This is a genomic window from Hydrocoleum sp. CS-953, from assembly GCF_002260545.1.
Classification (GTDB): Bacteria; Cyanobacteriota; Cyanobacteriia; order Cyanobacteriales; family Microcoleaceae; genus Trichodesmium.
The window spans coordinates 1-13,864 of record NZ_LGSU01001451.1; the positions used below are offsets into that span (position 1 = coordinate 1).

General features: G+C 37.5%; 7 protein-coding genes and 1 pseudogene. 2 read left to right on the top strand and 6 right to left on the bottom strand.

What is annotated here, in order from left to right:
• Window positions 1-97: 97 nt before the first annotated feature.
• The 6 genes from AFK68_RS37585 to AFK68_RS30660 all read right to left on the bottom strand — a co-directional run bounded on the left by AFK68_RS37585 (window position 98) and on the right by AFK68_RS30660 (window position 8,917).
• Window positions 98-253 carry a hypothetical protein gene (locus AFK68_RS37585; protein WP_168186530.1) on the bottom strand — a complete coding sequence of 52 codons (156 nt, stop codon included), beginning with the start codon at window positions 251-253 and terminating at the stop codon, window positions 98-100.
• A gap of 1,623 nt (window positions 254-1,876) precedes the next feature.
• Window positions 1,877-4,585 (bottom strand): DNA mismatch repair protein MutS, encoded by a 2,709-nt coding sequence (mutS, locus tag AFK68_RS30640; RefSeq protein ID WP_210407708.1) that lies wholly within the window; start codon window positions 4,583-4,585, stop codon window positions 1,877-1,879.
• Window positions 4,586-5,136: 551 nt separating this feature from the next.
• Window positions 5,137-5,340: a phycobilisome linker polypeptide gene (locus AFK68_RS30645; protein ID WP_094677761.1), complete on the bottom strand. Its 204-nt coding sequence runs from the start codon at window positions 5,338-5,340 to the stop codon at window positions 5,137-5,139.
• A gap of 402 nt (window positions 5,341-5,742) precedes the next feature.
• Window positions 5,743-6,228 carry an allophycocyanin subunit beta gene (gene apcB / locus AFK68_RS30650; protein WP_094677763.1) on the bottom strand — a complete coding sequence of 162 codons (486 nt, stop codon included), beginning with the start codon at window positions 6,226-6,228 and terminating at the stop codon, window positions 5,743-5,745.
• Between the two features lie 171 nt (window positions 6,229-6,399).
• Window positions 6,400-6,885 (bottom strand): allophycocyanin subunit alpha, encoded by a 486-nt coding sequence (apcA, locus tag AFK68_RS30655; RefSeq protein ID WP_094677765.1) that lies wholly within the window; start codon window positions 6,883-6,885, stop codon window positions 6,400-6,402.
• A 1,018-nt stretch (window positions 6,886-7,903) separates the two neighbouring features.
• Entirely contained in the window at window positions 7,904-8,917 is a 1,014-nt protein-coding gene (locus AFK68_RS30660; protein ID WP_094677767.1) for a phosphoribulokinase, read from the bottom strand.
• 2,253 nt (window positions 8,918-11,170) lie between these two features.
• On the opposite strand from AFK68_RS30660, the gene AFK68_RS30665 reads away from it, so the two are divergent.
• Both AFK68_RS30665 and petH read left to right on the top strand, forming a co-directional pair.
• The coding region (locus AFK68_RS30665; RefSeq protein WP_305778161.1) for a phycobilisome linker polypeptide at window positions 11,171-11,600 on the top strand (430 nt) is incomplete at its 3' end.
• A 1-nt stretch (window position 11,601) separates the two neighbouring features.
• Window positions 11,602-12,575: pseudogene (gene petH / locus AFK68_RS30670) on the top strand (ferredoxin--NADP reductase); the annotation flags it as partial.
• Between the last annotated feature and the right edge of the window lie 1,289 nt (window positions 12,576-13,864).

Genomic DNA, 13,864 nt, shown 5'->3' on the forward strand with positions numbered 1-13,864 from the left:
GAGCATCGTCATTAGAAGTACCGTTTATGTCAGCCATGATCAATTAATTCCTCTTATTTAAAAAAGTTTTGGTGTTTTCAAGTTATGACAGATTTGACTAACCACCCAAGTGCTTAACTGCAACATAAGAATTAGTCACTGCTATCAAATAAGGTTCTAAATTTTTATCGACAAACTTCAGGATCGCCGGATATTCCTGAAAAATCACTAAAATACTTTGTCTCCAGCTTAAAACCCGCGTGTCGTTATTCAACTAGGAGATAAACCTTCCAGGAGCTTTCCTCCGGTCATTTTTTATGTTTTTGAGGTTGTTGTTAAAACCGTAATTTTATCTCTTTGTCTATATCTTTCCCATATATTAACTGTATCAGGACTTACGGATGATGTACTAAAAACTAGGATTTGAGATTACTACACTGTTGGTGGCAATGAGCAAAATACGTTTTAGTGCGTCACTACTACATGGTAAATTTACCTATCCCTCCGTGTCAAGGCAAAACTGCCATCTTTACTGAATCTTCATAAAACAAGTAAAATACTCCCAAGTCTTTACTGAATGCTCATAAAAAAAACAAATATTTGTGGTATTTTCCCGAAAACCCAGCTTCTTTATCCGTTGATAGCAGCAACATTTTCTGGTAATTTTCAAAAGGCAAAACTGCCAATTTCATTGTATCTTCATAAAACAAATAAAATCCTGCCAAATCTTTACTGAATCTTTATAAAAAAAACAAATCTTTGTGGTATTTTCCCTAAGATCCCGATTCCTGAGCCGTTGATAGCACCAACATTTTCTGGTAATTTTCAAAAGGAAAAACTGCCAATTTCATTGTATCTTCATAAAACAAATAAAATACTGCCAAATCTTTACTGAATCTTCATAAAATAAACAAATCTTTGTGGTATTTTCCCTAAGATCCCGATTCCTGAACCGTTGATAGCAGCAACATTTTCTGGTGATTTTCAAAAGGAAAAACTGCCAATTTCATTGTATCTTCATAAAACAAATAAAATCCTGCCAAATCTTTACTGAATCTTCATAAAATAAACAAATATTTGTGGTATTTTCCCTAAGATCCCGATTCCTGAACCGTTGATAGCACCAACATTTTCTGGTAATTTTCAAAAGGCAAAACTGCCAATTTCATTGTATCTTCATAAAACAAATAAAATCCTGCCAAATCTTTACTGAATCTTTATAAAAAAAACAAATCTTTGTGGTATTTTCCCTAAGATCCCGATTCCTGAAAAACAAATAAAATCCTGCCAAATCTTTACTGAATCTTTATAAAAAAAACAAATCTTTGTGGTATTTTCCCTAAGATCCCGATTCCTGAACCGTTGATAGCACCAACATTTTCTGGTAATTTTCAAGGCGACTACTATAGCCCTACCCATTAAGGTTAGGACATTTATAAACAATAATTAGACATCTCCAATAAGAAAAAATAAAGTCAATTATCGTAAAGAAAACATCAATTATTTCTCCCTGCTCCTTGCTCCGTGCTCCCTACTCACTCTTTTCCGGAGAGGTCTATTTTCTACCAAAATCTCAAACATTTTCCTGTAAATATCATTTGGATGTCTCCCCACAAGGAATACACAAACCACACTTCCTTGATACACTAACGTAGAAATTAATAATCTTTGGCGGAGCCTAGCAGCAGCTAAATCTCTATCAATATCATTACAATTTAAGTATTCGATAAGTTTCACAAAAAAATTGAGTATTAGCTGATGAAAGCACCAGAAAATTAACCTCTTATATTTCTTGTTATTATTCCCAGGATGGAAACCAGAAACCGGGTTTGTTTAAAATACTTCAATATCGACATTTGCTTCTAAAAAACCCGGTTTCTTTTACCTCTGATAACTGTTATAGCAAACTATCTCCAAATTCTTCATTAAAAATATCTAACTGCTCCACAGTTATCACCTCTTCTTCCTCCTCTTTTTTCTTAACACCTTTCCTCAAACCAATAGCTATTTTACTATGCTTTTCAATTTCCCCCATTACCTGTCTCGCTCGTGCAATAACCGAATCTGGCAAACCTGCTAATCTTCCTGCTTCAATACCATAAGATTTATCCGCTCCACCAGGTTGTACTTGATGCAAAAATACAATTTTATCTGGCAACTCCTTCACCGTTACTTGATAATTTGCCACATTATCTAAAATCGAAGAAAGTTCATTTAATTCGTGATAATGAGTAGCAAAAATTGTCCGAGATTTTATTTCCGTTGCTAAATATTCTGCCACAGACCAAGCAATAGAAATTCCATCAAAAGTTGCCGTTCCTCTACCAATTTCATCCAACAAAACCAAAGACTTTTCCGTAGCATGATTCAATATATTTGCTGTCTCATTCATCTCCACCATAAAAGTTGATTGACCAGTTGCTAAATCATCCACAGCTCCTACACGAGTAAATATTCGATCGCTCAACCCTAAAACAGCAGAACTTGCTGGAACAAAACTGCCAGTTTGTGCCATTAATTGAATCAATCCTACCTGTCGTAAATAACAACTTTTACCACTAGCATTCGGACCAGTTAATATTATTAAATCCGGTGCAGAATGAGGAGTAATTCCCTCATCATTTTCCTCTATATTTTTACTTCCTAAGATGGCAGTATTCGGCACAAAAAAACCAGCAGGTAAATATTTTTCCACCACCGGATGCCGACCCTCAATAATTTTCAATTCTCGACTATCAACCATAGTCGGACGAACATAATTTTGATAAACTGCCACCTCTGCTAAACCACACAAAACATCAATAGCTGCCACAGCACGAGAAATATTTCTAATCTCCTCAGCGTGTTCCCCTATCTCATTTCTCAAAGCAACAAAAATATCATATTCTAATTGATTCAAATCATCTCGCGCCGTCAAAATTCTCACTTCCCTTTCCTTTAATTCCTCAGTAATATAACGCTCCTCATTCGTCAAAGTTTGCTTCCTAGTATAATCATCCGGCGCCAAATCTGCCTTAGATTTAGAAATACTAATGTAATAACCAAAAGCCTTATTATAACCAACCTTTAAATTAGGAATTCCCGTCCTTTCTCTTTCCGTAACTTCCAAATTAGCAATCCATTGTTGGTCTTCTTCAGCTAACCCCCGCATCTCATCTAATTGTGCATTTATACCAGAACGAATTAATCCACCTTCTTTTAAATGTTGGGGAGGAGATTCAACTAAAAAAGAATGAATTTTATTCCCCAACTCTTGCAAGATTGGAGGTAGATTTTGCAACACTTTTAAATAAGGAGAATTACCCTCAGATGCTAAATCAGAAAGTTCCGGAAGTTTCGTCAAAGAATCAGCTAAAAAAACTAAATCTCTAGCATTAGCAGTACCAGCACCAGTCCGCCCCGTCAAACGTTCCAAATCATAAATTTGACGCAATATTCTTTGGATATCTTGACGCAAATCATTATTTATTATCAGTTCATCAATAGTGTCATGTCTAGCACGAATACCCTTCAAATTCAGAAGTGGTTGCACTAACCACCGTCGCAAAGCACGACCCCCCATCGCAGTGCTAGTCTTATCGATCGCCGATAATAACGAACCATGATAACTACCATCCCTAACCGTTTGCGTAATTTCCAAATTCCGGCGACTCTGGTGATCGAGAATCAAAAAATCTGCCAAAGTATAACTACGCAACCGTTGTAGCGGAACTTGATTTTCCTTTTGAGTTTCTTCCAAATATTCCAACAACCCCCCCGCTGCTCGCACACCCAATGGAATATGTTCGCAACCAATACCCTCCAAAGATGTCAGTTGAAATTTCAGCAAAAGTCTTTCCTTTGCTTCCCCCAGAGTAAAAGGTTGTTGCGGACGCAGAGAATAACAAAAAGAATTAGGCAAACATTCTGGAAGATGCTCTGACTTTTCTCCAGGCCGTAACATAAAACCAATATCAGGTGCATTAGTGGGAAATAACACTTCCGAAGGTTGCAAACGCATTAATTCTTGGGTAAGTTGGTCTAAACCTTGGGTTTGAGTCGTCAGAAATTCGCCAGTAGAAATATCAGTGTAAGCAAGACCCCAATAATTTTTAGCAATGACTACTGCTGCCAAATAGTTATTGTAGCGAGGTTTTAGCATTCCGTCATCAGTAAGAGTACCAGGAGTGAGAATACGAGTAATTTCACGCTTGACTTGGCGGTTTTCCTTTGCAGCAATAGCAGAATCTTCAACTTGGTCGCAAACCACCACCGCATAACCTTTTTCTACTAAAATAGCAGCATATTTTTCCACAGCGTGGTGAGGAACTCCAGTCATAGGAACTCTACCAATTTCTTTACCAGCGTGTTTACTGGTTTGAACTAATTCTAATTCCTGCGCGATCGTCACAGCATCCGCAAAAAAACATTCAAAAAAATCACCTACTCGAAACAACAAAAGAGCGTGAGGATATTGTTGTTTAACTTCCACATAACGCTGCATCATTTCTGATAGTTTGCTAATGTCAATTTGACTGTAATCTGCGTTAGGAGGGAGAGAATCTTCAGCTTTATTTTGTTTAGCTTTTAATGATTTTTTAGTAGATGTAGAAGCGGAATATTTCATAGATAGTTAATATCAATTATTAGTTCTTAATTATTAGTTATTAGTTATTATAGCAATCCTAAATGATTAGTGAAAAAAAACTGTAGGGGTTTGGTCTCCAAACCCAAACCCATAGGTTTGACCAATAAATTAATCTGTAGTGTTCCATATAGCAATAAGAAATATGTAGGGGTTTGGTCTCCAAACCCAAACCTATATGTTTAACCAATAAATGAATCTGTAGGGATGTTCCATATAGCAATAAGAAATAATTTGTGAAAAAAACTGTAGGGGTTTGCTCTCCAAACCCAAACGAAAAAGGGATTTGGAAACCAAACCCCTACGATAAAATCTTACAACCTATGCCCGGATTGTTATAATTATTAATTATTAGTTTACAGCAAATTCCAAATATGTTATACTAATTTAATAAATGTTTGTTACAAATAGACGTTGCATGCAACCTCCCTACTCCCCTACTCAATAAGTCATAAATCGAAAAGCTCTATAAAATACAAACAAAAAAGAGGTCTTTTGACCTCTTTCTAGTTACTATTTATTAAAATCTTAATTTAAAGTAACCCAGTATTTACCCCTTGTTTACCAGTAGCCAACTCTACCTTAACAATTTTGCCACCCATTTTCATAATTCTTTGCTGTTCCCGGAACCAGCTATCATAAGGAACAAGCTTAGTAAAGAAAGTATTTTGTAGTTCTCGTTGAGTACGAGTCCGAGTTAGACTAGGAACACAAGCTGTAATCTTAAACTGTCTCATATTACAAATTTCTCCTAATATTTAATGAGGATTGTTTTAAATCCTTTGTATAACATTTAAGCTAAACAGTCAAATTTGATTATTTAGTAATCTTTTATAAGTATTAATATTTAGCATCACATTCCTATCATTTTCAGAAGGTAAACTGCAAAAATCACTACTTAAATCTAAATTATTTAATTATGCGATCGCCCGCCTCAACTTCAAATCTCAAATCTAAAAATTCCGAAGGCAGGGAGCCATAGAATCAATGCTAGTTCACTAAAACTTATAAATTAAATTAATTCAATAAGCCTTTGGTAATCTAACATTCACCCTAAGTTTCCCTAGCCTCGAAATACAACATCAGTCAAAACAAAAGAGAAAATCTACTCTTTTTTTGTCTTTTTACTGATTGCCAAATTAGCTTAAACCGGAGCAGATGTAGTCGAAGTAAACACCCATTTCCTTACCAGCATCAGGGCCGACTAAACCAGCAGTAACTTCCTTCATAGCTTGGATAGCTTGTACAGTAGCGCCGATGGGTACACCCAAAGAATTATAAGTTTCTTTTAGGCCATTTAATACGCGCTCATCCAAAATGGAAGGATCGCCTGCTAGCATTGCGTAGGTAGCATAACGCAGATAATAATCTAAGTCACGAATGCAAGCAGCATAACGACGAGTGGTGTACATATTACCACCAGGACGAGTAATATCAGAATAAAGTAGGGCCTTAGCTACAGCTTCTTTAACAATAGTTGCAGCATTAGCGCTGATAGCTGTTGCAGCTCGAACTCGTAGTTCACCTGTAGCAAAGTAACCCTTGAGCTTATCTAGAGCAGCAGTATCAAGGTATTTACCTTGAACGTCAGAAGAATTGATAACGGCGGTAATTGCGTCTTGCATTGTTGATTGATTTCCTTAAAATTGCTGAATCTTCAAAAATTATTGGATAAGTAAAGGCTAGTAGAACTTTAGATTAATCCCCTGGCTAAACTTGATACCTGAGTCAGGTCTCAAATATACAAATCTTCCCATCCGATCGAATTTTATCTAAGTCTCAAAATATATTTAGCCTTAACCCATAGCACCGATAACATAGTCAAAGTAAGTAGCAGCTTCGGCAGCATCGTCGCCACTTAAAAGGCTAGCAGCGACATTCTTCATGCAACGAACACCTTCGGCAACAGCTTCGATTGGAGTACCTAAAGACTTATACATTTCACGAACGCCTACCAACCCAATCTCCTCAATAGGAGTAACATCACCAGCAACAATACCGTAAGAAATCAAACGTAAATAATAATCCAGATCGCGCAAGCAAGTTGCTGTCATCTCTTCACCATAGGCATTACCACCAGGAGAAACAACATCAGGGCGCTTTTGGAAAAGTTGGCCACCAGCTTCTTTAATGATCCGCTCACGAGATTCACTCATAATTTGAGCAATCCGAACACGCTTTTCTCCAGTGCTTACAAAAGCTTTGATTCGATCTAATTCACCAGGACTCAGATAACGAGCCTCAGCATCTGCATTAACAATTGATTTAGTGACAATACTCATGTTTTATTCCAACACAGTTAAGGTAAAAGGTTGCTTGACATACTCCCAACATTGCCCATAGCGCAACAACGTGGAATTCTTCGACTCAATATATTTGAATCGCTATTTATACAGAGGTGATGTCCTCCCCCTGTGTTTTTCTAAAACACTATGGCGCCCGTCCCAAGACTCCCTTACCGGAGAAATTAGAACTTCCTGCCAGACTCTTAAAATAAGTTAGTTACGCTCGAAGGACTAATACCCTCTAACATAAACTACCTCCAGGAAGTATTTTGAGGCATTTTGTTCACTTTCTCATTATTTCCTTAATAGTTTGTAATATTTTGATAGGAATTACTGCTAATTCAGGCCAAAAACCCCGGAAAAGCTTAACTAATGACAAATAATTAAAGACCATTGGCAAAATGACCTTTTTATTTCATTTGCCATGACAGGTAAGAGGCCATTAGTATGTTCTCGCTCTTGAAGGCCACTAACTATAGCGCTACGCGCAAGTCAAAAATCAAAAATAATTTCTGACGCTCGTTTGAGCATTTATTAAGTATCCTAACCATAATGCGTAGTGCTATAAAAAAATTTAGAAAATTAAACAAAAATCAAATTGTAGAGATACATCTTTAAAAATAATCAAACAAAAAAATAGGTGTTGCATTGGCGATCGCTCCCAAATAAGTTAGGAGAACACCTTGGCCTTGATCGGGAAGTCTGGGCCACAAAAATCTAATTTTCCATACAACAGTGACCAATTATGCTTTAGCCTTCCGAGAAAAAATGAGGCTAATTTGCATCAAGAAGGTTATGTCTGTCAAACCAGGAATTCTCGATCAAAAAAACGCGGGGTAAAATTAACCACTCGCGTTTTCTGTTTCGCTTCGCGATATGAAAAGCGGAGCTTTGCGTTCCGCAAAACAGCCCGCTCATTTTCATCCCTGCTCTATTGGCATTACCTAAAGTTAGCCATAGAGACATTACTCTCAACCTTAGCTTTTAGGTCAATAAAAAATTTGCCGCTTGATATTTATGAAACTGCTGCTGCTACCTTTGCATCAACAGCTTTATCAGTCAAACGCTCATAAGTTGCACGCATTTTTAGACCAACTAAAACTTGAAATAGTCCACTACCATTATTAGAACCTGGATAATCTTGATGGTTCATCATCATGTGGGTCATCTCACCATAGTATTTAGTAGAAGTATTGCTCAGGTGTCCTTCAACGTAGATCATTTCTTCCAGATTATCAAAGTTACCATCTACTTCTAGGATAGAAACTTCATGGCCGAAATACGCATCTGGGCCATAGAACATCTTAATACCAGGATAAGAACAGGTGAGTTTCCGTCCACAAGGAATCCAGTTAATAGTAGACCCTTCATCAAACAGATAAACTGGCTCGAAATCTTTGACACCTTCACGTTGGATCAAACGCACCCGCAAGACCTTATGTTCCTTGTCATCAGGAATCAGTTTAGTAGGCAGAATTTGAATTACCACATCTGCATGAGCTTTTTGTGGGTCAATATAGGCATCAAAGTCAGGACGACGAGCATTGATAGAAGCGAGTACATCTTCGTAACGGTGGCCTCTTTCTGCCATGTCACGCTTGATTTTCCAAGCAATTTTAACTTCATCACTAATATCTAGATAAACACTAAAATCTAGAAGCTCTCTTACACGCTCATCATAGAGAGGATGAAGACCCTCAATCACCACAATATGATTTGGGTGAACTTTTTCTGGTGGGTCAAGTTCGCCAGTTTCGTGGTTATAAATTGGCTTATCAATAGACTCACCACTCTTGAGGGCTTTAATTTGCTCGTACATGAGGTCAAAATTATTGGCCCTTGGGTCGAGAGCAGTAATTCCTGTTTCTTTACGTTGCTTACGGTCTAAACTATGATAGTCGTCCAGGCAGATAACTGTAACGAAATCTTCTCCAAATACATCTGTAATTCGGCGCAAAAAAGTAGATTTTCCGCATCCCGAATCTCCGGCAACTCCAATTAAGATTACTTTATCTGGTTTTTTCACAATAGGTTCCCTCTAACACAAAACAAAGTTTAGTGACATATCCCATGGTTTCTTTTTGGGTGAGTCTAGGCTTCTTAGTAAGTCCAGGACAAATTCCTCAGCATTTCAGGAGCCGTTTTAAGTCTTGTCACCCTTAACCCNCATATCCCATGGTTTCTTTTTGGGTGAGTCTAGGCTTCTTAGTAAGTCCAGGACAAATTCCTCAGCATTTCAGGAGCCGTTTTAAGTCTTGTCACCCTTAACCCAGACTATATCTAATCAATTTCAGCCACTTTTTCCACCACATCTCTATGACAAGAGAGTTCAGGTTTGCTAGAGAAGTTAGCTAAATAAATAGATAAGTCCAATAAATTTGGTCCACATAAAACGAATTCCCTGGAGAGGGTTGCTTTGCTACACGGTAGAATGCTGAAACAACCTCTTATCCTTGGAGCCTTGGACAGACCTTGAAGCTATTGACTCTAAGTCTTTTTTACTAACTTTTGTAAAATATCATATCAGAATGGGATCTTCCCTACAAGGATCAAAGAAAATAAAAGCTTCATCATATAATTCTGTAGAAATCTAGACAGCAGGCTCAAGGCAAATCTTTTCCGTCATTTGTTTATCAGGCCAAATTAACTCTTTTTTTTTCAAGTTTTGACATAAAAATCAACTAGATAAATAGGCAAAGAGTTCACCCATGGAGAAAGAAAAATGCTATTGGTATTTCTAGGCCCTTGATTGATAAATGGGTATTTTTGACTTTTGACTTCCGGGACACTTGAAATGGTGTGATTGTTATTGGTTTTTGACTTCACAGATAGCTAAAGAAACCATAAGAAATTATGACCACTCTGAACTTTATATATAAAATNAACTAGATAAATAGGCAAAGAGTTCACCCATGGAGAAAGAAAAATGCTATTGGTATTTCTAGGCCCTTGATTGATAAATGGGTATTTTTGACTTTTGACTTCCGGGACACTTGAAATGGTGTGATTGTTATTGGTTTTTGACTTCACAGATAGCTAAAGAAACCATAAGAAATTATGACCACTCTGAACTTTATATATAAAATAGTCAGAATTGATTAGTATCAAGAATACTAATGCCGAAGAGCTAAGGAAAGGGCAACAAAAATATTTCTGTATTGGCCAATAGTCAAAAGGTTCTTCAAAGAACGCTTAAATGCGAACAAAAGTGAATTTCTTGTGAGTGAAAAGTCTATATTTTCTAAACAAAAAGAGAAGTCGATAATGACAACTCAAATTGGAATTAGTGTAAAAAACAATACAGAATTATATGTTATCTCTGTTTATGGAAGCTTGATCGACTTCATTCAGAGTTTAAAGAACTGAAAAATGATCGGTTTGACTTATCGAAGTAGTTGTGCTTTCAGAAGAGTTCCTCATCAGAGAATGACATCAGGAAAACAAAATTTCCAGCATTAAACCTCTCAAATATAGATCCCAAATGGGTTCTATTTAAAAACAGAGGAGGGAGATGGGGAGATGGCAAGATGGGGAGATGGCAAGATGGGGTGTATTAGATATATCCCACTCATCCAATCATCAAATCAATTCTTACCCATAAATTATCAATTACTTTTCCCTCCAACCTATTTTCTGGAGATACGCTTAGGCTTCTATATAGCACTAAGCATTATGGTTAGGACACTTANTCCCACTCATCCAATCATCAAATCAATTCTTACCCATAAATTATCAATTACTTTTCCCTCCAACCTATTTTCTGGAGATACGCTTAGGCTTCTATATAGCACTAAGCATTATGGTTAGGACACTTATAAATGCTCAAACGAGGGTCAGGGATTACTTTTGACTGTCAGATGTGCGTCTTACATTCTGGAGGGGCTGTCTGGGGAATTTTTCGCACTTTATACGCCCCGTAGGAAACCTCAGAATTAGGCACTCGCTTTTGTAGGGGCGTTTTCCTGACGGAATGCTCCGCATTCATGTCGCCGACATGAAAAACGCGCGTTGTGCGCTAGCGAAATGGCCATTTCCGTTCCGGAATGCTCCTAATTACGCACTTCGGCTGTCGCCGACATGAAAAACGCGCGTTGTGCGCTAGCGAAATGGCCATTTCCGTTCCGGAATGCTCCTAATTACGCCCCTACTGACTTTGAACTTGCGCGTAGCGCTATAGAGTTAAAAAGTTGTGGCCATTACACCATGGCATCTTAAAAAACACTTAAATAGAAAGACTCATCATCTCTTGGCAATATACTTTATCTAAATGGAGAAGCAAAGAATGAAAACTCAGATGGGATTCGGTGTAAAAACCAACACAGAATACGGTAGTCGTAGTTTTGTATATGAAGTAGAGGGTCTACGTCAGAGTGAAACTACTGACAAGTTAAATAGCCCTATCCGTAGCAGTGGGACTGTTTATATTACAGTACCTTATGCTCGCATGAATCAAGAAATGCGACGAATTACAAGGATGGGAGGCAAAATTGTCAGTATCAAAACTCTGAGCGAGCACTCTCAAACTAATGGTCAAACAACTAACACAGGAGAAAAAACTAAACCCATGACTCAAGCCAAACCTAAGTCAGATAAGAAGGATGTTCCTGTAAACACCTATCGTCCCAAAAATCCTTTCGTCGGTAAATGCCTTTCAAGCACTGAATTAGTCCAGGAGGGTGGCGAAGGTACTGTTCGTCACTTAGTATTTGACCNTGAGCGAGCACTCTCAAACTAATGGTCAAACAACTAACACAGGAGAAAAAACTAAACCCATGACTCAAGCCAAACCTAAGTCAGATAAGAAGGATGTTCCTGTAAACACCTATCGTCCCAAAAATCCTTTCGTCGGTAAATGCCTTTCAAGCACTGAATTAGTCCAGGAGGGTGGCGAAGGTACTGTTCGTCACTTAGTATTTGACCTTTCTGGTAGCGAGTTGAAATATCTTGAAGGTCAAAGTATTGGTATCATTCCACCAGGAACAGATGCTAATGGTAAGCCTCACAAGTTAAGGCTTTATTCCATTGCTTCAACTCGTCACGGTGATAATCTTGACGATCAAACTGTATCTCTATGTGTACGTCGTCTAGAATACAATCACCCAGAAACAGGCGAGAGAATATATGGTGTATGTTCCTCTTACCTATGTGGCATGGAAGAAGGTGCTGATGTATCTATTACTGGGCCTGTAGGTAAAGAAATGTTGCTACCTGATGATGAAAATGCAACTATTATTATGATTGCTACAGGTACAGGAATTGCTCCTTTCCGTGCTTTCATCTGGCGGATGTTTAAGGAAAGAGAACAAAATCCTGATTATCAGTTCAAAGGTTTAGCTTGGCTATTCTTCGGTTGTGCCTACACTCCAAATATTCTCTACAAAGAAGAGCTAGAAGAACTTCAACGTCAATTCCCTGACAATTTCCGCGTAACTTATGCTATTAGTCGGGAACAAAAGAATAAAGACGGTGGCAAAATGTATATTCAGCATAGAATTCAAGAAAATGCTGACGAGTTGTGGCAACACATTCAAAAGCCAAATACTCACACTTACATCTGCGGTCTCAAGGGTATGGAAGGTGGCATTGATGAGGGAATGTCTGCTGTTACTGGTCAGTTTGATGTTAATTGGACTGATTATCAGAAGCAGTTGAAGAAAGACCATCGCTGGCACGTTGAAACTTATTAATACTTTTGTATTTATCAAAAACTCAAAAGTATTATGGTAGAATTGATAGCTATTTAATTGCTTCATGTCTTAGGACTTAGGGAGAGGTATAAAATACTTCTCCCTAAGTCCTGCATTCTTGTGCGATAATAAAAAACAGGGGGAGGACATCACCTCTGTATAAACTGCGACTCCAATATTGAGTTGAAGAATCCCAAGGTGTTGGAATCGCTCACTGTCGGGAGGATGTCAAGTTACTAACAAAGAAATTCTCTTGTATTTGGGTTAGTGGCAAATCTCTCAAATTCTAATTAATCTAGAATCATAATTAGGAGAAAAAAATGAACTTTGGCAATCTTGCTAAAATTGTTGCTGGTGTTGCTGGTGTTGCAGCGACAGGCTATGGTGTAAAGAAAGCTGTAGATTATTTCCAGAATCGCGATCAAGAAGAACCAGATCCTGAAACAACTGAAGATGCAGAAGTAGAGCTAGAGCCAGATGATATTGCTTTTGCTACTCTGGAACCTGAGTCAGTACAGCCTTTCCTTGATAATAGTTTTGGTGCTGAAGGTCGTTATGTTCCTACTCGCCCACCTAAAGTCTTTGAATATCAAGAGCAAGACTATATGGTAATTTGGACTTACGATAATGAGAAGGAAAAAAATCAATTGTTGGCTTTCCAATATACTGAGGATGGTCGGCAAATGGTTGCTAGTGTAGGATATACTGCTGATGCTACTGACTATAATGTTAATTTAGATGGTACAAATTTAGCNGGTCGTTATGTTCCTACTCGCCCACCTAAAGTCTTTGAATATCAAGAGCAAGACTATATGGTAATTTGGACTTACGATAATGAGAAGGAAAAAAATCAATTGTTGGCTTTCCAATATACTGAGGATGGTCGGCAAATGGTTGCTAGTGTAGGATATACTGCTGATGCTACTGACTATAATGTTAATTTAGATGGTACAAATTTAGCTGTGGAAATTAGTGGCAATGGGGAACAAATTACATCAGGGCAAGGTGAAACTGATGGTACAGATGAAGTAGATTTAGTTCCCGTTGGCTAAATTCATCGTCAAAAATTTGGTAAGTGGCAAACCAAAACCACCCTATTTCAACATTTACTAACTATTTTTATACAAAAAAAAATCTGCTCCACATAGGGCAGATTCTTACTGTCAACATCTACTTTTTGGAGGCTTCTACCATCCATAATGTTATTATACTCATATTTTTAATTTTTTCATAACAATTTAATTTTTGTTATAGAATTTTAGTAATCTATAACAAAAATTACTTAAAAT